At 35.4% G+C, this 21711-nt stretch carries 20 protein-coding genes and 1 other annotated feature; all 20 genes read right to left on the bottom strand.

Annotated elements, in window-relative coordinates; all coding sequences use genetic code 11:
* Nucleotides 1–59: 59 nt before the first annotated feature.
* Nucleotides 60–563 carry a dUTP diphosphatase gene (locus TX86_RS00945; protein WP_042345420.1) on the bottom strand — a complete coding sequence of 168 codons (504 nt, stop codon included), beginning with the start codon at nucleotides 561–563 and terminating at the stop codon, nucleotides 60–62.
* A gap of 154 nt (nucleotides 564–717) precedes the next feature.
* Nucleotides 718–975, bottom strand: coding sequence for a DUF1294 domain-containing protein (locus TX86_RS00940; RefSeq protein ID WP_042345418.1), 258 nt, complete (start codon nucleotides 973–975; stop codon nucleotides 718–720).
* Between the two features lie 184 nt (nucleotides 976–1159).
* Nucleotides 1160–1519: a 50S ribosomal protein L20 gene (gene rplT, locus TX86_RS00935; RefSeq protein WP_042345416.1), complete on the bottom strand. Its 360-nt coding sequence runs from the start codon at nucleotides 1517–1519 to the stop codon at nucleotides 1160–1162.
* A gap of 35 nt (nucleotides 1520–1554) precedes the next feature.
* On the bottom strand, nucleotides 1555–1755 hold the full coding sequence (rpmI, locus tag TX86_RS00930; RefSeq protein WP_042345414.1) for a 50S ribosomal protein L35: 201 nt from the start codon (nucleotides 1753–1755) through the stop codon (nucleotides 1555–1557).
* Nucleotides 1756–1787: 32 nt separating this feature from the next.
* Entirely contained in the window at nucleotides 1788–2291 is a 504-nt protein-coding gene (gene infC, locus TX86_RS00925; protein ID WP_042350004.1) for a translation initiation factor IF-3, read from the bottom strand.
* A gap of 75 nt (nucleotides 2292–2366) precedes the next feature.
* Nucleotides 2367–2503 (bottom strand) — a sequence feature (ribosomal protein L20 leader region).
* Nucleotides 2504–2644: 141 nt separating this feature from the next.
* Nucleotides 2645–4576 carry a threonine--tRNA ligase gene (gene thrS / locus TX86_RS00920; RefSeq protein WP_042345412.1) on the bottom strand — a complete coding sequence of 644 codons (1932 nt, stop codon included), beginning with the start codon at nucleotides 4574–4576 and terminating at the stop codon, nucleotides 2645–2647.
* 464 nt (nucleotides 4577–5040) lie between these two features.
* Nucleotides 5041–5883 (bottom strand): sporulation protein YtxC, encoded by an 843-nt coding sequence (gene ytxC, locus TX86_RS00915; protein WP_052343494.1) that lies wholly within the window; start codon nucleotides 5881–5883, stop codon nucleotides 5041–5043.
* A gap of 175 nt (nucleotides 5884–6058) precedes the next feature.
* Nucleotides 6059–6991 carry a primosomal protein DnaI gene (gene dnaI, locus TX86_RS00910; RefSeq protein ID WP_042345411.1) on the bottom strand — a complete coding sequence of 311 codons (933 nt, stop codon included), beginning with the start codon at nucleotides 6989–6991 and terminating at the stop codon, nucleotides 6059–6061.
* 6 nt (nucleotides 6992–6997) lie between these two features.
* Nucleotides 6998–8413, bottom strand: a complete 1416-nt coding sequence (locus tag TX86_RS00905) for a replication initiation and membrane attachment family protein (protein ID WP_042345409.1) — start codon at nucleotides 8411–8413, stop codon at nucleotides 6998–7000.
* 57 nt (nucleotides 8414–8470) lie between these two features.
* Complete coding sequence (nrdR, locus tag TX86_RS00900; RefSeq protein WP_042345407.1) at nucleotides 8471–8929, bottom strand: transcriptional regulator NrdR; 459 nt, start codon at nucleotides 8927–8929, stop codon at nucleotides 8471–8473.
* A 392-nt stretch (nucleotides 8930–9321) separates the two neighbouring features.
* Nucleotides 9322–10353 (bottom strand): glyceraldehyde-3-phosphate dehydrogenase, encoded by a 1032-nt coding sequence (locus tag TX86_RS00895; RefSeq protein ID WP_042345406.1) that lies wholly within the window; start codon nucleotides 10351–10353, stop codon nucleotides 9322–9324.
* 287 nt (nucleotides 10354–10640) lie between these two features.
* Nucleotides 10641–11246 (bottom strand): dephospho-CoA kinase, encoded by a 606-nt coding sequence (coaE, locus tag TX86_RS00890; protein ID WP_042345404.1) that lies wholly within the window; start codon nucleotides 11244–11246, stop codon nucleotides 10641–10643.
* 30 nt (nucleotides 11247–11276) lie between these two features.
* Entirely contained in the window at nucleotides 11277–11933 is a 657-nt protein-coding gene (gene ytaF / locus TX86_RS00885) for a sporulation membrane protein YtaF (RefSeq protein ID WP_042345402.1), read from the bottom strand.
* Nucleotides 11934–12001: 68 nt separating this feature from the next.
* On the bottom strand, nucleotides 12002–12829 hold the full coding sequence (gene mutM, locus TX86_RS00880; RefSeq protein WP_042345400.1) for a DNA-formamidopyrimidine glycosylase: 828 nt from the start codon (nucleotides 12827–12829) through the stop codon (nucleotides 12002–12004).
* A 24-nt stretch (nucleotides 12830–12853) separates the two neighbouring features.
* On the bottom strand, nucleotides 12854–15472 hold the full coding sequence (gene polA / locus TX86_RS00875) for a DNA polymerase I (protein WP_042349999.1): 2619 nt from the start codon (nucleotides 15470–15472) through the stop codon (nucleotides 12854–12856).
* A 284-nt stretch (nucleotides 15473–15756) separates the two neighbouring features.
* Nucleotides 15757–17526, bottom strand: coding sequence for a two-component system histidine kinase PnpS (pnpS, locus tag TX86_RS00870; protein WP_042345399.1), 1770 nt, complete (start codon nucleotides 17524–17526; stop codon nucleotides 15757–15759).
* Nucleotides 17523–18239, bottom strand: a complete 717-nt coding sequence (locus TX86_RS00865; protein ID WP_042345397.1) for a response regulator transcription factor — start codon at nucleotides 18237–18239, stop codon at nucleotides 17523–17525. Before TX86_RS00865 ends, pnpS begins: the two co-directional genes overlap by 4 nt.
* Nucleotides 18240–18565: 326 nt before the next feature.
* Nucleotides 18566–19024: a MaoC/PaaZ C-terminal domain-containing protein gene (locus TX86_RS00860; protein WP_042345395.1), complete on the bottom strand. Its 459-nt coding sequence runs from the start codon at nucleotides 19022–19024 to the stop codon at nucleotides 18566–18568.
* A 107-nt stretch (nucleotides 19025–19131) separates the two neighbouring features.
* A complete protein-coding gene (gene mdh / locus TX86_RS00855; protein ID WP_042345393.1) occupies nucleotides 19132–20064 on the bottom strand; it encodes a malate dehydrogenase in 933 nt (310 codons plus the stop codon).
* Between the two features lie 282 nt (nucleotides 20065–20346).
* Nucleotides 20347–21618 carry an NADP-dependent isocitrate dehydrogenase gene (icd, locus tag TX86_RS00850; RefSeq protein ID WP_042345392.1) on the bottom strand — a complete coding sequence of 424 codons (1272 nt, stop codon included), beginning with the start codon at nucleotides 21616–21618 and terminating at the stop codon, nucleotides 20347–20349.
* Between the last annotated feature and the right edge of the window lie 93 nt (nucleotides 21619–21711).

Here is a 21711-nt window from a genome sequence, read left to right as displayed (position 1 = left end):
TCCTCCTTATTGTTCAACTATTCTTATTATACCTTTCCTTTATCACTTCTAGAAGAAAACTATACGTGAACAATGTCTTCTTGTAGTCTTTTTAAGTGTACGTCACTTTTAGCAATATATGCTTCCTCCACTTCTGCTTGTGATAAGCCGAGAAGATCAGCTAAGTGAAGATAGTTAAAATACAATACTCTATATATTTCAAATGTATTCCTTACTCGAAGAATACTTATTGCTTCAAATACATGTAAAACTTGTGTCGCTACATCCTGCTCACCAATATGAATTCTACATTCACTATATAATCTATTTTGAAACCCTAACTCGCAACCTATAGAAAGTATGTAAAACATACCATTCACATATCGTTCTAAGATTTTACCTTTAGAAACTTCTTCTTTCTCATCCCAATATTTATAACAACGTGTAGCATTTGCAATGCTACCTAACTCCGCTAACAAGGCAACTATTTTCTTATCCATTAAGCATTCATCTTGTAATTTATAAGCCTTTTCAATACGTTGATCTAAAACTTCTTGAATGGTAAACAATTTTGCTGTATTCATTTCTGCCTCCTCTAATGGAATATTTCTTATTTAAACTTATTACTAAAAATAGATTTTGCTTTTGAAAATGAAAGTAGTACTAGCATGTCACACAACGTGGAAATGTAAGAGGTTTAACAATTAGAAAAGAGTCCATTTCGTTGAATATACGAAACTAGACCAATTGTAAAAGTATAACTAAATCGATTAAAGCAAGAATCGGTAAACCAACCTTAAAATTTAAATGCTTTGTTTTATGCCGAAAATAGAACATACCGACAGTTGCCCCTATCGCACCACCTATAAACGCAACCGACCACAATGTCGCTTCTGAAATGCGATATTGTCCTTTTCTAGCTTTCTTTTTATCTACTCCCATTATAGTTAGACCAATGATATTTATTACCCCGAAATAATACAAAACAAACAACATTTCGTCTCCCTCCTTATATTGTAAAAATGACAATCTGACCTATGATTTACCATAAATATAATAACCTACTCACTCTATACGTTTTTTAAAAAACTAAACATAAATTAAACAATATACAAAAAAGCCACTCTCTATAGAGAATGGCTTTTTAATCAGCTCTTCGTTTTAACAACGAAAGGGCATCTTATTTTTCTAAATGTTTTTTTGCAGTGTTTGCTAATTCAGTGAATGCAGCAGCATCAGAGATAGCAAGTTCTGATAACATTTTACGGTTTACTTCGATTTCAGCAAGCTTTAAACCGTGCATTAAACGGCTATAAGAAAGACCGTTCATACGAGCAGCTGCGTTGATACGAGTAATCCATAATTTACGGAAGTCGCGTTTCTTTTGGCGACGATCGCGGAATGCATACATTAATGATTTCATTACTTGTTGTTTTGCAACTTTGAATAATGTATGTTTTGAACCATAATAACCTTTTGCTAATTTAAGAACTTTTTTACGACGTTTGCGAGTAACAGTACCGCCTTTTACACGTGGCATGTAATTCCCTCCTATTTAAATCGATCGATCGACGATTACTTAATGTTGTCTAACATGTGGCGAATACGTTTGAAATCGCCTTTGCTTACTAAACCAGCTTTACGTAGTTTACGTTTTTGTTTTGTTGATTTGTTTGCGAATAAGTGGCTAGTGTAAGCTTTTGAACGCTTAAGTTTACCAGAACCCGTTTTTTTGAAACGTTTTGCAGATCCGCGGTGAGTTTTCATTTTAGGCATTTGGATTTCCTCCTCGAATACAATCTATAAAATTACTTTTCGTTTTTCGGCGCTAAGATTAAGAACATGCTGCGTCCGTCCATCTTAGGAGCTTGCTCTACAGTAGCAAGTTCAGTGCATTCCGCAGAGAAGCGGTCCAATACGCGCTGTCCGATTTCTTTATGAGTAATCGCACGACCTTTAAAGCGAATGGATGCTTTCACTTTATCTCCCTTTTGCAGGAACTTATGGGCATTGCGAAGTTTTGTATTAAAGTCATGCTCATCAATTGTTGGGCTCAAACGAACCTCTTTCAAGCTGATGATTTTTTGATTTTTTCGCGCCTCTTTTTCTTTCTTTTGTAACTCGAAACGATATTTTCCGTAGTCCATAATACGGGCTACAGGTGGTTTTGCGTTAGGAGCAACTAGCACTACATCAAGATTTACACGAGCAGCAATATCCAGAGCTTCGAATTTTGTCTTAATGCCCAACTGCTCTCCGTTTTGGTCAATGAGACGAACTTCGCGGGCACGGATGCCCTCGTTTACCATCATGTCTTTACTAATAGTTAGCCACCTCCAAGGTTTATTTCCGAATACATCATTTGGGTCAGTGAAGATTAACAAAACCGCAATAAAAAAGTGTGGATGCATGATACACCCACACTATGATCGACTAATTAGACAAACGTCAAATAAGAAAATCAAAACCTGTAAACAGCTTAAAGCGTTATTCAGGTGAGAAGCGGGTGCTTCTTCTTTCCTCAAATTAGTATTCAATTTTTACCTTTATGACTATATCATAAGGTGACCGGCATGTCAAATGCCAAAATCATTTTCAACAACAAAATTTATATTAACAAAGAGTCCGCTTTTTTGCAACTAGTTTTTTTATAACACTAGCGTTATTAGCGTGTAACCTCTGCTACTACCATGTTTTTAAAGTCTTCGAAAGAAAGAGTTTCTGATTTTTGCTCACCATATTTACGAACATTTACAGTATTTCCCTCAACTTCTTTATCACCTAGCACAAGCATATATGGAATTTTTTGCATTTGCGCTTCACGGATTTTATATCCGATTTTTTCATTACGGTGATCTAAATCTACACGTAATCCAGCAGCTTGTAATTCTTCTTGAACTTTCTTAGCATAGTCAAGATGAACATCAGGTGATACAGGAATTACTTGTACTTGTACTGGAGCAAGCCATGTAGGGAATGCACCCTTGTACTCTTCAATTAAGAAAGCAACGAAACGTTCCATTGTTGATACAACACCACGGTGAATAACAACTGGACGATGTTGTTTACCATCTTCCCCAACGTAAGTTAAGTCAAAGCGTTCTGGTAATAAGAAGTCAAGTTGAACAGTAGAAAGTGTTTCTTCTTTTCCTAAAGCTGTTTTTACTTGAATATCTACTTTAGGACCGTAGAATGCTGCTTCACCATCCGCTTCGAAATATGGCAATCCAAGCTCATCCATTGTTTCTTTTAACATTGCTTGTGCTTTTTCCCACATTTGATCATCATTATAATACTTCTCTGTGTTCTCAGGATCACGATAAGACAGACGGAAAGTATAATCATTTAAGTTAAAATCTTTATACACATCTAGAACTAAGTGAACAACTCGCTTAAATTCTTCTTTAATTTGGTCTGGTCGAACAAAGATATGAGCGTCATTTAAAGTCATTCCACGAACACGTTGAAGTCCAGAAAGAGCTCCACTCATTTCATAACGGTGCATTGTTCCAAGTTCCGCAATACGAATTGGTAATTCACGATAGCTATGAATATCATTTTTGTAAATCATCATATGGTGCGGGCAGTTCATTGGACGTAAAACTAACTGTTCATTGTCCATATCCATTACAGGGAACATATCGTCTTGATAGTGATCCCAGTGACCTGATGTTTTATATAAATCAACACTTCCCATTACTGGTGTGTATACGTGATCGTAGCCAAGACGTACTTCTTTATCCACGATATAACGCTCAATAATACGGCGAATAGTCGCACCTTTTGGTAACCACATAGGTAGACCTTGTCCTACTTTTTGTGAGTTTGTGAAAAGGTTTAACTCTTTCCCGATTTTACGGTGATCACGCTCTTTCGCTTCTTCTAATAAGCGTAAGTGCTCTGCTAATTCTTCTTTCTTGAAGAAAGCAGTTCCGTAAATACGTTGTAGCATTTTATTATCACTATTACCACGCCAATAAGCACCTGCAACGCTTAATAGTTTAAATTCTTTAATTTTACCTGTTGACGGTACGTGTACCCCACGGCAAAGATCAGCGAAATCACCTTGCTCATAAATTGTTACACTTTCCTCTGCTGGAATAGCACCGATAAGCTCTACTTTATACTCATCCGCTTTAAAGAAATCAAGCGCCTCATCGCGTGATACTTCTTTTCGAACAACTTCAATATTTTCATTGATGATTTTCTTCATTTCTTTTTCAATAACAGGAAGATCCTCTGTAGAGATTGGTTGATCAACGTCGATATCGTAGTAGAAACCACCTTCAATAACTGGACCAACACCTAGTTTTACGTTTTCTTGACCATAGATACGTTTAATAGCTTGAGCCATTAAGTGAGCAGTACTATGACGTAAAATTTCTAAAGCATCTTGAGATTCTGGTGTAATAATTTCGATTGATGCATCTTGTTCAATTGGTCTTTTCAAATCATATAATTCGCCGTTTACTTTACCCGCAATTGCTTTTTTGCGTAGTCCTGGGCTGATAGACGCTGCGATATCTTCTGTTGTAGTGTTTTGTGCGAACTCCTTCACAGAGCCATCAGGGAAAGTAATTTTTAGCATTTCAGACATTATTATTTCCTCCTACATAATTATGTTTTATTCAAATGAGGCTAGATTATCTATTTATCCAGCTATCCATGAAGACAATAAAAAAGCCCGCCCCTGTAATAAATACAGGGACGAGCTAGTATAAACTATATAACCCGCGGTTCCACCCTGGTTTCATCTTAATCAAATGGTTTTGAATAGATGACACCTTAAAAACTAATAACGGTAGTTTCCCGTCAGCTATTACTCATGAAATAATTTTCACAGCTGAAGTTTAGAGGTGGTAAACAAAGAGCTCAGAATAGGAAGCTTGCAGCCTGATGGCCTCCCTCTCTACGAATCGTTACAAATTGTTCGTGTCCTCATCATTACTTTTTTCGAATAATGCTTTTGTATGTAAGATATTATAAATTGTTACGGCATTAAAAGCAAGAACATGCTATTTCTTTTCACACTCTTTTTTTATGAATATAAAGCAAACATAATTATAAATGTATTTGATTATTATCAAACATTTCACGTGAAAGAATACTTACTCTTTCTTCGAATATGCGTGTAATTGTTAAGACTAAAGGAATATCTTCTTCATCACTATAAATATATAAGTGTTTTGGAGCTATAGAAATAAGTGGTGCAAGAACATTTGAATCGATATACATTGGATAATCAGAGAACAACCTTCGATCAATGAATCCAGTAAGTTCTTCTCTTTCAATTTTTTTGAAGCAATCATTATAGAACTGAAAATAATGATGATGGAGTAAATGAAGTTTTTCAATTTTCGGAGGTACAGATAACATATAACTACGAAGAGTATGAACAAAACTCTGATAGTCTTGCTCCATTTTGTATTCATCAATCGCTGTTTCAACATACGTAATTAAATAATCCAACATCCCTCTTAATCGAAAAAATAAAAACGATGGAAAGGAAAAAGAAACCTTCCTCTCAAAAATCGATAATAATCCATGATACATTTTTTGATCAATATGATCCCAAAATGTACGACACTTCTCTTTATCTTCTTGCATAATCGAAACGGCTAATTCAACTATTTGAATACTCTCTTCCTGATCAGTAAAGAAAAATTTCTCTTGCACGATTTGTTGTAGCCATTGTGATAATACATCTTTTTGAATATATGTTACAAAAGCTCTACGCATCATATGTAGCATAGCTGTTAATTCTTGCTCCTCCATCGCAAGAGAAATTGTATCACTATGTTCATAATGTATATTTGAAATTAATTTTACACTATTGTTTTGCTGTAAAATAATTTGCTTAATTCGCAGCGCTTGCTGCTCGGTTTCAAAATGAATTTGTAGCAAAAAAACCCCTCCTACCCCAACGTTCCCTATATGTATATGGAATTTATTGTTTGTTTAGAAGAGAAAAACCCATAGAAATCGTCTAGATTTAGAGGATTTTATGGGTTTATGCTTATAATTTTTTAAAAATATATAACTTTGTACAGCATCAAAAGAAACAGGTGCCGTTTTTTACTTATTGCCTTCTGTTTGTACCATCTAATAAATATGGATCAGCCAACGTTTTAATACGCTCCATAATGCGCGCTGCTTTTACTTCTTCTTTTTCTCCTCGCTGTGAATATGTTAAATGGTTTTGCAACTGTGCAAAATCAAAGTTCGAAGTAAAGAATGTTGGTAGCTGATCTGCCATTCGATGCTGTAAGATCGGACCTAATACTTCATCACGAGACCAGCTTGTCATTGTTTCAGCACCGATATCATCCAACATAAGAACAGGAGCATTCTTCACAAACTCAAGCTTTTCATTCAATGTGTTGTCACCGATTGCCGATTTAATTTCACGAAGAAAATCAGGAACATAAACAAGTAAGCTCGAGATATTTTTATCTGCTAAATCATTAGCTATAGCTCCTAATAAATATGTTTTCCCCACACCGAATGAGCCGTAGAAATACAACGCTTTCGGCTTCTTTCCTGACATATAATCATCGATAAAACGATCTGCCGCTTCGACTGCTTTCGCTTTAACAGAACTGTTAATATCAATATCAAATAATGTCGCAGAAAGAATATCCCTCGGAATATATAAGCTTTGAATTAATTTCTCTCGATGACGTCTTTCATCCGCTTTCTTCTTCGTTGGACAAGGTTCATAAAACAATTCAATTGCTTTCCCTTGTAATTTCATATGTGGAATAAAACCCTTTATGGTATTTTTACACTCCGTTAACGAAGGACAATGTGAACAATCTTTCTGTTGAGTCGTATAGTCATAGAATTTCATTAAGCTCTTTTCTACAGTTTCTTCGTCTATCAAAGAGCTATGACGGTTTAAAAACTCTTGAATGTCAGGGTGAGACAACGTTTCCTTCCTAATCGCCTCATACCTTTTTGAGAAATCATTTGTATGGGTGAGACCTGATAAAGCCTGATTGATTTTTCTCATTTATGATCACCCTTTTCTTTTGTATTTTTCTTTTAGTTTAGCTTGTAATTCCGCTTTCTTCGCTTCAAAATCAACATCCTCGTCCGATTTTACTTCTACTTTCTCTACTTTGTCCTTCGTTTCATTATTCTTTAACCACTCTGGAACAATTTCAGTTCGAACAGGCTTTTGAGTTTTTTTCGAATAAGTCGTTTTCCCTTTTGCTTTCCGTTCCTGGGCCTGCTTATATTCGTTTTTCGCTAATTCCATTGCCTCTTTAACTGTCTTAACTTTCTTTCTTGACCACTGACCAGCAATCTTCTCTACATAAGCCTTGGAAAGCTTCATATCTGTCATAATCATCACATATTCCAACAGGACATTCATGACCCCAGGTGACAGTTTCTGCTTCATCATCACTTCTTCAACAATCTGCAAATCAGCCTTTGATGGTTCGCCTCCACCAGCATGTTGAATTAATAATTCTCGAGGTGAAATACTCTCCAAAAGTTGGATTCGTTCTTCTTCCTTCGATAGCGGCTTTTGAACTTCACTTTTATATTTAGCTGGCTGCACTTGCTCGACTAATGTTGGATACTCTTGATTATATTCAATTTGATACCAATCTCTAGCCGCCTTACGTAATTCCTCTACATCAATTTCATTATCAACAGTTACAGCTCGCAAAACAATAGACTGCATAACAATCGGATTAATTCCATAAATAAAAGCTAGTTTAGCAATTGCTGTTTGAATATCAGTAGTAAAAGCCTTTTTCGGAATTAAAGACGATTGCATCCCAGAGAAAAACAAGCCAAAGTCAAACCGTTCACTGAATCCATCAAGATTCTGGACCGTATTTTCACTAATAAACGTACTACCTTGTTCCACTTCTAATTCACTAGTATCATCAGGTGATACATACAGTGAATCTAATTGAGAAGAAAATACTTCAGTAAAAGACTTAGTTTCATCCTTATATTCTGCTACATTCCACGAATCATCAGAAAAGAAACGTTTAAGTTTAGCAAATTGGCTTTTTCCAACTTTTTTATATAAATACACATTTAACATACCATCTGTAAAAAACTGCTCTGGATTCAACGGCGCCATTAGTTCATACAGTAATATTGTTTCATCTTGTTGACCTTGCTTCTTATATACTTTCAGCAACCCAATACCTTCTAATTTACTTCGTGCAATATATATTTCCTTCAAAGGAAGACTCATTGTATTCATTAAACAATAATGGTTGCTTTCCTCTCCCCAAAGTCTATTAGCTTCTAACTCACTCCATAATGTGAAATATAAACTCATACTTAACGGACCGATAAGAGGCTGATAAAGCATCGCAATGATTTTCCGATCATACTCTCGAAGTATACCCTTAGTTGTTACACGGTATTGATCAACTGGAAGAAGCTGTTGCCAATGATTCATCATCGTAAGTTCCAACCTTTCACTCGTTCATAGAAAAAAGAGAGCTTTAAAAATCAGCCCTCAGCGTTCTTTGTTAATTAAATCTTTTAATTCATCAATAAATACATTAATATCTTTAAATTGGCGGTACACCGATGCAAAGCGAACGTATGAAACCTCATCAAGCTTCGCCAAGCGATTCATAACCATATCACCTATTATCTCACTTTTCACTTCAGAGTAGCCGCTACTTCTTAATTCATTTTCTACATCTAATGTTAAATCTTCTAGTTCTTTTAACGAAACAGGACGCTTTTCACACGACTTTATTAAACCGCGTAATATTTTATCACCTGAAAATTCCTCACGTGTTCCTTCTTTTTTCACTACAATTAATGGGCTTACTTCTACTTTTTCAAACGTTGTAAAACGATACCCACATTTCTCACATTCTCTTCTTCTTCTAGTCGCTCGACCCTCATCAATAGGGCGAGAATCTAAAACACGTGTTCCGTTATGTTGACAACTAGGGCATTTCATAGTATCAACTCCATATTTTTCAACATCGACATTTGTTTGCTTACTCTGTCAGAAGTTGTATTGTATCCTTATATTATATAAAACCCTGTGCTAGTACAATAGAAAAAAGTAAAGAATTAAGTCAAATGATTAGCTTTTACTTACTATTCTAAAGGTGTTTTTCTTATTTTACACAAAACGGAAGCTGTCTGTAAAACAGCTTTATAGAAAAATAGTTATTTTTACAAAAAAGCCAATAGAAAAAGAGGTATGTAAACACACCTCTTTGCGATTTAATCTGTATAACATTCGCTTAATCTCCTATTTAAATACGCACATGTTTCATTATTTTTCTACGGACAAAGAAGAGGATACCCAGTTTACGGGCATCCTCTTAGGTTAATTAGAATCCATTAACGTGCAGCTACTTGTTTTTTTTGTAATAATTCTTTCGCTACATAGTTTGTTAAATCTACTACTCGACAAGAATAGCCCCACTCATTATCATACCAAGCTAAGACTTTCACTTTGTTATCTCCAATAACCATAGTAGATAAACCATCAATAATAGCTGATGATGGATTTGTAGTGAAATCAATAGATACTAATGGCTCTTCTGTATATTCAATAATGCCTTTCAACGCACCTTGTGATGCCATTAAAAATGCTTCGTTTACTTCTTCAGCTGTTACATTGCGCTCTAAGTCAACCACTAAATCAACTAATGATACATCAGCAGTTGGAACACGCAAACTCATACCATGTAATTTACCTTTAAGCTCCGGTAAGACAAGTGATAACGCTTTCGCGGCACCCGTAGTTGTAGGAATAATACTTTGTGCACAAGCACGAGCTCGTCTTAAATCTTTATGAGGATTATCAATATTCTTCTGATCATTCGTGTAAGCATGTACAGTAGTCATTAGACCATTTTTAATACCAAATTGCTCGTTTAATACTTTTGCTACAGGAGCTAAACAATTTGTTGTACATGATGCATTAGAAATAACAGTATGTTCTTCAATATTTAAATTGTTTTGGTTAACACCCATAACAACAGTAATATCTTCATTTTTTGCAGGTGCAGTAATAATAACTTTCTTCGCACCAGCTTCGATATGCATTGATGCTTGTTCTTTAGAATTGAATTTGCCTGTTGCCTCAATTACAATATCAACATTCATGTCTTTCCAAGGTAATTGTTTTGGATCACGATTGCTTAATAGTTCAACACGTTTCCCATTGACTACTAAAGCTTTATCTTCCGCAATTACATCCCCTTGAAATCTACCGTGAGTTGTATCGTATTTAATTAAATGCGCTAATGTTTCTGAAGGATAACTTGCATTGATGGCAACAACATTCACTGTATCATCCAAAATCATCTTTCTAAAAACCATTCTCCCAATTCTTCCAAACCCATTGATCGCAACTCTTGCTTTCATTTTTCGGCCCCTCCCGAATTAATGTTATACTTTTTATATGCCGTATTGCTATTAGTATAACATATTATTAAGCTACTGTGACGATAAATATGCTCATTTATGCGAATGTTTTATTTATTACAATAAGAAAAGGCTTTCTAAAGCCTCTTTAGGCTGAAAAATTGGGCAATTCCTAATAAAAAAGGCTGTATCAAAAATGATTTTCAACCACTTTTGACACGCCTCATACGCTTTTTGCACCCTCAAAAGGTATCGTAATTCGCATTTTTTAAAATACGAAGATTTTCTTATAAGTACTTAACATCCCAGTTATCTAATATAGCTCGTAATTGATTCTTTGTCTCTTCAATTGTTCCATTATTATCAATTACTGCGTCTGCAAGTTCCTTTTTCTTAGCAAGCGGCATTTGCGAATGTATTCTTGCTAGTGCATCATCTTTCGATAGTCCATTACGCTCCATCAAGCGCTGTAATTGTACTTCGTCATCCACAAATACCAGAAGGGATAAATCAACAGTTTTATGTGACTTACCTTCGAATAATAAAGGAATATCCATAAAGACTACTTCTTCTCCCCTAGCAAAGGCCGCTTCTTTTTGATCATCCATGTATTTTTGAATAGCAGGATGCATAATGCTATTAAGTAAAAGCCTTTTTTCTTGATCATGAAAAATAATAGCACCTAACTTCTCACGATTTAACGTAGCATCTTCTTTAAAGATCTCCAAACCAAAAGCTTCTTTCAATGGTTCGTAAGCCGCTTCCCCAGGCTCCACCACTTTTCTCGCCACTAAGTCAGCATCCACAACAGTAAAACCTAAATCTACAATCATCTTACTTACTGTACTTTTTCCGCTAGCAATTCCGCCTGTTACTCCAATAACTTTTCTCATCTTTATGGGAATCCTTTCTTCTTTATGTTACTACCATTTTAATATACCGATTAAAATGAGTAAAATTCCAGGTAAAACCGACAGCTTATTCACCCACATTCTATAAGACAATTTGTTTCCAAAAGCCATCCCTGTTTTAATAAGTAAAGAACTCATTACACCGATACAACAAGCTAATAATATCGGATTATAGCCAAGCATTGCCGCACCTAAACCAGCCCCAAATGAATCAAAAGATAAAGCAAAGCCTAATAAAAAAGCTTCTTTACCATTAATCGTTCCTGAACGGTCCATATCTGCTTCTAATGGTTTCTTTAAGATATTAATGGCAATTCCAAAGTATTTCATCTCAAATGTTGCAATGACTTTCTCTTCAATCTTTTCTTTTACCACTTCAACTTCTGATTTCCCATCATCCTGAGAACGAAACGTTTGAAATGTAACCCATATCCCAAGACCAATTAATATAATTCCCCCAATTCGAGCTGCAAATGTAGGAGATAACAGATTGCTCATCACTTCACCAAGCAACATACTTATCAACAAAGTGAAGGCTGACAAGCATGCGATGATGATTATGGATGCCAGAGGTATTTTCATTTTTCGGAGTCCATACGTGAAACCGACACTAAAGCTATCAAGACTGACAGCAAATGCAAGCAATAGAAGTGCCAATAGATTATTCATTAAAGAAGCTCCCTCCTTACAATCATTACGATAGTATAGGAGGGAGCTCGCTTTTTGTTGCACGTCCGCTATAGCTTTTGGCAACTAGGGCAAATATGTGTACCTCTACCAGCCACTTTTGTTTTCTCTAAATACGTTCCACATTCCTTACAAGCCTCACCATTACGTCCATAAACCATTAGCTGGATTTGAAACATCCCGATTTGTCCTTGAGAATTTATATAAGAACGAATTGTACTACCGCCTTGCTTAATCGCTTCTGATAACGTTGCTTTAATTTCCCGAACTAACACAACAAGTTCTTGATCCGTAAGAGAAGAAGCTATTCTTTCTGGGTGAATACGCGCTCTAAATAACGATTCATCCACATAAATATTTCCTACACCAACGACGATAGTTTGATCTAATAAGACTGCTTTAATTTTCCTGGTAGTTTTCGCCAAAGCCGATTTCAAATAATCTACCGTAAAATCATCATCAAGTGGCTCAGGACCAAGCTGTTTAAGTGGAAGTTGATTCAACTCTTCCCCTTTCATAAACAAGTGCATCGTTCCAAACTTCCGCACATCTTTATAGCGTAACTCCGTACCATCTGTAAATGAAAAAATAACATGCGTATGTTTCTCTACAGGTTCTTCTGATGAAAAAACCCCATATTTACCTTCCATTCGCAAGTGAGAAACCATAGCCAAATCTGTTAAATAGAAGATCAGAAACTTACCTCGTCTACCGACAGCTTCAACAATTTGACCTTTTAATGCATCAGAAAATTGTTCATGTTCAGCTGGCTTTTTAATAATATTAGGCCAATGAATTGTTACATCTTTTATTTCTTTACCAATTATTAAATGTTCTAATGTTTTCCGAACCGTTTCAACCTCTGGAAGTTCTGGCATGGATACTCGCCCTCCTAGTTGCTGTTATTTCGCGTGATACCAAGTAGGACCGAATGAATAATCTACTTTTAGCGGTACATCAAGAGAAATCGCATGTTCCATTTCTTCAGGAACAATCACCTTTAATATTTCAATTTCTTCTTCAGGTGCTTCAAAAATTAATTCATCGTGCACTTGTAAAAGTAAGCGTGTTTGCAGTTTTTCTTTCTTTAAACGCTCACTCATATTAATCATAGCTAACTTAATGATATCAGCTGCACTTCCTTGAATCGGCGTATTCATCGCCGTTCTTTCCGCAAAGCTTCGCAAATTAAAGTTACGACTTGTGATTTCAGGTAAATAACGTCTACGATGCAATAAAGTAGACACATAACCTTTTTCCTTCGCATCGATAACGATGTCTGACATAAAGTCTTGAACACCAGGGAAGCTCTTTAAATAACGCTCAATGAAATTAGCTGCTTCTTTTCTTGTAATGCCCAAGCTTTGTGATAAACCGTAATCACTAATACCATATACAATACCAAAGTTAACAGCCTTTGCTTGTCTTCTCATATTTGATGTTACTTCCTCAGCAGTTACACCAAATACATCCATAGCCGTTTTCGTATGAATATCCATATCCGCTCTGAAAGCTTCAATTAACCCTGGATCTTGTGCAATATGCGCAAGTACACGCAATTCAATTTGCGAGTAATCCGCCGCAAATATTGACCATCCTTCAACTGAAGGAACAAAGGCTTGTCTAATCTTTCTTCCTTCTTCAAGACGAATCGGGATGTTTTGTAAATTCGGGTCCGTTGAGCTTAATCTTCCTGTTTGAGTTAGCGCTTGATTAAATCTTGTATGCACTTTCTCCGTTATCGGATCCACTACTTTCAATAATCCTTCAATATAAGTAGATTGCAACTTACCTAATTGACGATATTCTAAAATATGCGCAACAATCTCATGCTTACTCGCAAGCTTTTCCAATACATCAGCGGATGTAGAATAACCCGTTTTGGTTTTCTTTTCAGGTGGCAATTGTAATTTCTCAAACAAGATCACACCTAACTGCTTCGGAGAATTAATATTAAATGTTTCTCCCGCCAATTCATAAATAGTTTGCTCAAGTTTCTCTAACTTAGCAGCAAGCTCTTCTTTCATTTGTTCAAGTGTAGCTTTCTCCACTTTCACCCCATCAATTTCCATTTCAGCTAAAATCAACGAAAGCGGTAATTCCAATTCTTTAAATAACTCCAATTGACGATTTGCTTCTAGCTCATTCAACATTTTATCTTTCAAAGCATAAATTGCTTGCGCTTTTCCTGCTAAATGCTTAGATAACTCTTCCTCACCAGGAACAGCCTTCTTTGCACCTTTTCCATAGAATGATTCATCCGATTGTAAAGAAGTTCCTAATTCTTTTTGAGCAATAGCTGCAACATCGATTCCGTGATCACCAGGATTTAAAACGTAAGATGCAATCAGTAAATCAAAATCGATTCCTTTTACTTCAATCCCTTTCTTATGGAGGGCAACAATTGTTCTTTTCGCATCATATACCGCTTTTTTACACTCTTTGTTTTCCGCCCACTCTTTAAAAACTGATGATTGAAGTGCTATATCTGTCTCAATAAAATAATTTCCTGTTTCATTACAAATACTAAAACCAACAATTTGCCCATGTTGATAGTTTTCCTCAATCATCTCTAAATAGAATGCATTAACATCAGAAAAGATATCCTCAGTTACCTCACTTACAACAGTTAGAGAAACTTCTTCGTAACTTGTTTGATCATCAGTTCCTTCTACTTCACCGAGCTTATCTAATAATGATTGAAAACCTAATTCTTTATAGATACTAATCACTTTATTTACATCATAGCCATTATAAACAACATCTTCTAACTTTACCTCTATAGGTGCTTCTCTAGTAATAGTTGCTAATTGCTTCGAAATTAAAGCTAAATCCTTATGTTCTTCTAGCTTTTCTTTTAATTTCTTACCACTTACTTCATCAATAGAATCTAGCACCTTTTCTACACTTCCAAATTGATGCAGTAGCTTTAAGGCTGTCTTTTCACCTACTCCAGGTATTCCAGGGATATTATCCGAGCTATCACCCATTAACCCTTTCATATCAATAATTTGCAATGGGGTTAACCCATATTTTTCTTGAATATGAGCAGGTGTATACTCTTCAATATCTGTAATCCCTTTACGTGTAATATTAACTGTTGTTTGTTCGGATGATAATTGCGTTAAATCTTTATCACCAGAAATAACTTTTACTTCAAATCCTTCTTTCTCTGCTTCTAAAGAAAGAGTTCCAATAATATCATCCGCTTCATAGTTAGGGAGTTCATATCGACAAATGCCATATGCATCTAATAGCTCACGAATAAACTGAAACTGCTCCGATAATTCAGGTGGCGTTTTTTGACGTCCACCTTTGTATTCTTTGAACGTCTCATGTCTAAATGTGGTTTTCCCAGCGTCAAAAGCAACCAGCATATGCGTCGGCTTTTCTTCCTCAATCATTTTCGAAAGCATCATCGTAAATCCATAGATTGCATTTGTGTGAATACCTTTATCATTATTTAGCAAAGGCAAGGCAAAAAACGCTCGATAAGCAATGCTATTACCATCGATCAACATTAACTTTTTCTTCAAAAATTCGTCCTCCTAACGTTCCTATCTTCTATGTAAAAGCAAAAATTGTTTAACAATAGAAAAATACCACTGTTTCTCTATTTTATCATGTAAGGTAAGACAAAGAAAAACAGTGGTATTAAATATATATGTAATATGCAATAATTACAACAAAAAACAAGGACGGGGTCATGTCCTTGTTTTCTAATAACTCCTTGGATAAAGGGTCTTTCATCAATAATTATAGGTTATTATTGTAAAGAAGACTTAAACCCCATGTTAAAGTAATGTTAAGATAATCGTCTTCGCTTCTTTAGTTTAACAATAAAAGAAGTCCCTTTACCCGGTTCACTTATTACTTGTAGCTGACCTTTATGCGCTTCAACCAAATGCTTCACAATGGCTAACCCCAAACCTGTTCCACCAGAGTTCCTGCTTCGATCACGATTAACCCGGTAAAATCTTTCAAAAATTCGTGGAATTTCTTTTTGTTCAATACCGATTCCTGTATCCTTCACTTCAACAGAAGCAAACTGATCGTTCTCTGAAACAATGACATCTACCTTACCACCCTCTTGCGTATAGTTAATGGCATTGCTGATAAGGTTAATAAAGATTTGTTTCAGTCGATATGGATCACCTTCAATCATAACGGGTTGCATAGCTTCCTCAAGATGAAATTCAATACCTCGTTTAATAGCTTTTTGCTCAAAGATCGTACTTGTTTCAGCTAGCAAATTATTTAAATCCAACTTAGTAGTCGCAATCTTAAACTCAGACTTCTCGATTTTCGAAAGCTCCAACAGTTCTTGAATAAGCGTTTGTAAACGATCGCTTTCATTCAAAATAATCGTCAAGAAATCTCGAATGGTTTTCTCATTTTTTAAATCACCATCTAATAACGTTTCCGAAAATCCTTTAATAGAGGTAACAGGTGTACGTAATTCATGAGAAACATTCGCCACAAAGTCTTTACGCATTTGCTCAAGTTTCTTCAACTCAGATATATCATGAAAAACCAGGACAATTCCCTTCCACTCATCGGTATTACCTATAATCGGTGCACCATATACTTCAAAGTGCTTTCTCTCAATTTGCAAAGAAAGAAACATTTGCTTTTTTATGCTTTTTTCCGTCATAAAAATCTCTTCTATAAGAAGAATTACATCTTGATAAGGCAATGCTTCATAATATAAACGATATAAAAACTGTGAAGGAGAAACATTGAATAGTTGCTTATACGTTTTATTCATTAAAGTAATATAGCCTTTACTATCAATGAGTAAAACACCACTACCAATATTCTCTATTAATGTTGAGAGACGGTCTTGTTGCATCTCTCTAGATGTTTCCATTTCTTGTAGATTTCTCGCTAAAATATTAATGGAGGTACTTAACATTTTCGTTTCATCATTAGGATCTTCATACGTTCTTGCTCGAAAATTCCCTTTAGCTAATTCAATCGCCGTATTAGTAGCCGTTTCGATTGGTTTTGTAAATCTAGTAGCAATCTTTCCTGTTACAACACTTATAAACATAAGAGAAAATACTAAAGCCCCTAACAATAGAAGCCATGACTGCTTACTCAGCTCTTTCATATTTTGAAGTTCGCTTGAAATGACTACATAACCTTCTACTTTCCCAGCTTTCGATTTAACGGGATACCAAAAATAATGATAATCAACTACACCTTTTAATTCATCGTGACCTTTCCTATCATCCTTAATGGCATTTGCGATAAAAGAAGCATGCTGTTTACGCGATATTTCTTTTGGTTGCTTTGATATATATATAATTTCTTTAGACTTTGATACGATTGTCACGTTTTTATCTACTAGCTCTAAACTAGCTCTTGCTTCTGGATTACTTAAGAAATCTGATACTCCACCATTTTCTTTTATGTATTTAACAAGTAAAATGGCTTGTCTTTGAATATCATTCTTGAAGTTTTCATAATGATTACTTTCGAACAATTGTACTAGAAATACTCCTAGAATAAACATAGCGCAGGCAATAAGAGATACGGTTGCCAGCAACAATTTAGAGCGAAATTTAATCATGCATCTTTTGGCTCCTCAAATTTGTAGCCAAGTCCTCTAATCGTTTTAATATATTTTGGCTTACGTGTATCTTGTTCAATTTTTTCTCTTAGATGACTAATATGCACATCAACAATGCGCGTATCACCAGCAAAATCATAATTCCATACCGAGCTTAATAATTGATCCCTCGTATGAACTCTCCCTTTATTCTTCGCTAAATAAAGTAACAGCTCAAATTCTTTCGGTGTAAGCTCTAGTTTTTTATTTTGAAAATATGTTTCGTACTTCTCAGGATAAATCACTAAATCAACAATTTTTATTGCTTCATCTTCATCCTCTTCAACTTGTACGACTTCCTGCTGTATAGTAGCTCGACGTAATATTGCTTTCACACGAGCTATTACTTCCCTCGGGCTGAACGGCTTTGTCATATAATCATCAGCACCAAGTTCAAGACCGAGAATTTTGTCTAACTCATCATCTTTTGCCGTTAACATCAAGATAGGAACATTCATTTTTCTTTGTCTCAATAACTTGCATACTTCAATCCCATCAAGTTTTGGGAGCATCAAATCTAATACAATGAGATTAGGTTTTTCTTGTTCGGCAACTTCAATAGCTTCTTCCCCATCGCTTGCTGTAATGACTTCGAAGCCAGCTTGTTCTAAATTATACTGCAGTAATGTAAGAATCGATTGCTCATCATCTACTACTAAAACCTTCTTTGACATAATTGCCTCCTGAATGTGTATATTAACCCCTCATACGAAAAAGACCCCTCTTTTCCAAAGAGTAATTCCTATCTTACTATGTCAATCTTACATAACTAGAAAACACCGTAGATATTTGGAATAACTATATATTATGTTAATAGAATTATGCACATTCGACAACAAATTTAATGCAGTTAACCATAGTGAAAAAGTCACTCAGTAAACTTTTCATCAATTAACTAGCTCTTACAAATCACAAAATAAAAACGACTTCCCTACACCAAAGATGCAAAGATACGTCGCTTCGAATAGGTTTTACTTTCGTTTTTAAAATTCTATAACGCTTAGTTTTCTGTATTATCTACTGTTTTTGGAGGGCATACTTTCACTTTACCATCCAAAATAAGCTCATCTTCAGCATTATAACTTTGAACAGAAATAATAATGTACCCTTCCGTTACGTTTATATCTATAACTTCAAATATAAATTGGACTGTTTCATAATGAAACACCGGTTTTATATAAGAAATATCTACATGCTTAATATAACTTCCTGGTCCTGGTATATATTTATTAATAGCTGACGTAATAATTCCAGTAAGCATGATGTTAGGTACGATTGGTTTTTCAAATTCCGTCAAAGATGCAAAATCATGCTGTACATATAATGGGTTCGCATCTCCTGTTAAACCCAGATACAATAATAAATCTTTATCTTCAATTGTCTCTGTTAGAGTCAATTTTTCTCCTAGTGGAATTTCTTCAATCTTTCTTCCAAGCTTTCTCTTTTTCCCAAGCAACATTCTAATAATCCACCTCCAAAATATACATTCCCTTTTGTAAAAAAAATCGGGGAATGCATCCCCGATTTTCTTTATTGTATAACTATCTATAAATATGATACCTAAATTCAAGCTAAAACTTTCATTACATTTCTAACAGAATCAGCAGATTTATCAAGGGCTGCTTTCTCCTCATCAGTTAAATCTAATTCGATGATTTTCTCAATACCGTTTGTTCCAAGAATTGTTGGAACACCTAAGTAAATACCATTTAAACCATATTCACCTTCAAGATAAGCGATTGACGGGAGAACACGACGTTGGTCTTTAAGAATAGCTTCAGCCATTTCTACTAATGAAGCTGCTGGTGCATAGTATGCACTACCATTACCAAGAAGGTTTACGATTTCAGCGCCACCATTACGCGTTCGATTAACGATTTGTTCTAAACGATCTTTAGGTATTAATGTTTCTAACGGAATACCACCAGCATAAGAATATCTAACTAATGGAACCATATCATCACCATGTCCACCTAATACGAAACCGGTAATATCTTTTACAGACATGTTAAGCTCTTGTGCAATAAACGTACGGAAACGAGCTGTATCAAGTACACCCGATTGACCAATTACACGGTGTTTTGGAAAACCTGATTCTTGGAATACTGTATATGTCATAGCATCAACAGGGTTTGTTAATACGATAATTGTGCATTCTGGTGAGTATTTTACGATTTCTTGCGTAACAGCTTTCATTACTTTTTGGTTTGTTTGAACTAAGTCATCACGGCTCATACCAGGCTTACGAGCGATACCTGCTGTAATAATTACGATGTCAGAGTCCCTTGTATCTTCGTAGTTTGAAGTACCAATTACATTAGCATCAAATCCTTGAACTGGACTTGCTTCTAACATATCTAACGCTTTACCCTTTGTAGGATTCTCCATTGGTTGAATATCAACTAATACTACGTCTGCTAATTCTTTTTGAGCTAAGAAAAACGCAGTTGTTGCCCCAGTGAATCCTCCACCGATTACAGAAACTTTTTTACGTGCCATTAATTCTTCCTCCCCTATGTATGTATTTAGAGCATATAGACAAGAAAAAGAGATTATTCCTAATAAAATCTCTTTTTACCATTATTGTAAATACAATACATATGCTCTTTTCACATCTAAATTTTAGAGATATTATCAGAATAAATCAAGTTTCAAACTTCAATTTTTTTGAAATAAACACAAAACATCTCTCAAAAGAAATTAAATTACATTTCTTCTGAGAGATGATCCCTTTTTGTGACTATATACTACGTGTGAAGATCAGATAAACCAACTAATAACTTATTTAAAGTTCTTAATTAACTCTTCACCGAATTCAGAACACTTAACTTCAGTAGCACCATCCATTAGACGAGCGAAGTCATATGTTACTACTTTTGATTCGATAGTTTTTTCAACAGATTCGATGATTAATTTAGCAGCTTCATTCCATCCAAGGTGTTCAAGTAATAACACACCAGATAATAGAACTGAAGATGGGTTTACTTTATCAAGACCAGCATATTTAGGCGCTGTACCATGAGTTGCCTCAAAGATAGCATGTCCAGTTTCATAGTTGATGTTAGCTCCTGGTGCGATACCGATACCACCAACTTGTGCAGCAAGTGCATCAGAAATGTAGTCACCATTTAAGTTCATTGTTGCAACAACATCGAACTCTTTTGGACGAGTTAAAATTTGTTGTAAGAAGATATCAGCAATAGAATCTTTTACGATGATTTTACCAGCAGCTTCAGCTTCAGCTTGTGCTTTGTTAGCAGCGTCTGAACCTTGCTCTTCTTTAATACGATCATATTGGTTCCAAGTGAATACTTTGTCACCAAATTCTTTTTCAGCTACATCGTAACCCCAGTTCTTGAAAGCACCCTCAGTGAATTTCATGATGTTACCTTTATGAACTAGTGTAAGAGATTTACGTCCTTCTTTAATTGCATAGTTAAGCGCAGCACGAACAAGACGCTCTGTACCTTCTTTAGAAACTGGCTTAATACCGATACCTGAAGTTTCAGGGAAACGGATTTTGTTTACGCCAAATTCAGTTTGTAGGAAGTTGATTAATTTTTTAACTTCATCTGATCCTTGTGCATATTCGATGCCAGCATAAATATCTTCAGTATTTTCACGGAAGATTACCATATCAGTGTCTTCTGGACGTTTAACTGGTGATGGTACTCCTTCGAAATAACGAACTGGACGTAAGCATACGAATAAGTCCAATTGCTGACGTAGTGCAACGTTCAATGAACGAATACCGCCACCGATTGGAGTTGTAAGAGGCCCTTTAATAGCAATTAAGTACTCATTAATTGCATCTAGAGTTTCTTGTGGTAACCATTCACCTGTTTGATTGAATGCTTTTTCACCAGCAAGTACTTCTTTCCACTCAATTTTTCTTTCTCCATTGTATGCTTTTTCTACTGCTGCATCTAATACACGTGATGCTGCTGCCCAAATATCTGGACCAATTCCGTCACCCTCGATAAATGGGATAATTGGATTGTTTGGTACTTGTAAAGCACCATTTTCAACTGTGATTTTTGCTCCCTGACTCATTATATTCCCTCCAATTTGCTATATCGAAGGTTAGAAGATTCCTAGGAAAGAGACCCCCTAACCTTTCTAACTATTAAGAATTCACAAACTATT

The sequence above is a fragment of the Bacillus massiliigorillae genome, assembly GCF_000380245.2.
GTDB classification, from domain to species: Bacteria; Bacillota; Bacilli; order Bacillales; family DSM-1321; genus Bacillus_AD; species Bacillus_AD massiliigorillae.
This window is presented reverse-complemented; position numbering and strand designations above follow the sequence as displayed.

Excerpts from the sequence above, each read along its gene's own strand:
- TX86_RS00945 (WP_042345420.1), bottom strand. The coding sequence starts at position 563 with ATGAATACAGCAAAATTGTTTACCATTCAAGAAGTTTTAGATCAACGT.
- TX86_RS00940 (WP_042345418.1), bottom strand. The coding sequence starts at position 975 with ATGTTGTTTGTTTTGTATTATTTCGGGGTAATAAATATCATTGGTCTA.
- rplT (WP_042345416.1), bottom strand. The coding sequence starts at position 1,519 with ATGCCACGTGTAAAAGGCGGTACTGTTACTCGCAAACGTCGTAAAAAA.
- rpmI (WP_042345414.1), bottom strand. The coding sequence starts at position 1,755 with ATGCCTAAAATGAAAACTCACCGCGGATCTGCAAAACGTTTCAAAAAA.
- infC (WP_042350004.1), bottom strand. The coding sequence starts at position 2,291 with ATGATGGTAAACGAGGGCATCCGTGCCCGCGAAGTTCGTCTCATTGAC.
- thrS (WP_042345412.1), bottom strand. The coding sequence starts at position 4,576 with ATGTCTGAAATGCTAAAAATTACTTTCCCTGATGGCTCTGTGAAGGAG.
- dnaI (WP_042345411.1), bottom strand. The coding sequence starts at position 6,991 with ATGAGAAAAATCAATCAGGCTTTATCAGGTCTCACCCATACAAATGAT.
- TX86_RS00905 (WP_042345409.1), bottom strand. The coding sequence starts at position 8,413 with ATGATGAATCATTGGCAACAGCTTCTTCCAGTTGATCAATACCGTGTA.
- nrdR (WP_042345407.1), bottom strand. The coding sequence starts at position 8,929 with ATGAAATGCCCTAGTTGTCAACATAACGGAACACGTGTTTTAGATTCT.
- TX86_RS00895 (WP_042345406.1), bottom strand. The coding sequence starts at position 10,353 with ATGAAAGCAAGAGTTGCGATCAATGGGTTTGGAAGAATTGGGAGAATG.
- coaE (WP_042345404.1), bottom strand. The coding sequence starts at position 11,246 with ATGAGAAAAGTTATTGGAGTAACAGGCGGAATTGCTAGCGGAAAAAGT.
- ytaF (WP_042345402.1), bottom strand. The coding sequence starts at position 11,933 with ATGAATAATCTATTGGCACTTCTATTGCTTGCATTTGCTGTCAGTCTT.
- mutM (WP_042345400.1), bottom strand. The coding sequence starts at position 12,829 with ATGCCAGAACTTCCAGAGGTTGAAACGGTTCGGAAAACATTAGAACAT.
- polA (WP_042349999.1), bottom strand. The coding sequence starts at position 15,472 with ATGTTGATCGATGGTAATAGCATTGCTTATCGAGCGTTTTTTGCCTTG.
- pnpS (WP_042345399.1), bottom strand. The coding sequence starts at position 17,526 with ATGATTAAATTTCGCTCTAAATTGTTGCTGGCAACCGTATCTCTTATT.
- TX86_RS00865 (WP_042345397.1), bottom strand. The coding sequence starts at position 18,239 with ATGTCAAAGAAGGTTTTAGTAGTAGATGATGAGCAATCGATTCTTACA.
- TX86_RS00860 (WP_042345395.1), bottom strand. The coding sequence starts at position 19,024 with ATGTTGCTTGGGAAAAAGAGAAAGCTTGGAAGAAAGATTGAAGAAATT.
- mdh (WP_042345393.1), bottom strand. The coding sequence starts at position 20,064 with ATGGCACGTAAAAAAGTTTCTGTAATCGGTGGAGGATTCACTGGGGCA.
- icd (WP_042345392.1), bottom strand. The coding sequence starts at position 21,618 with ATGAGTCAGGGAGCAAAAATCACAGTTGAAAATGGTGCTTTACAAGTA.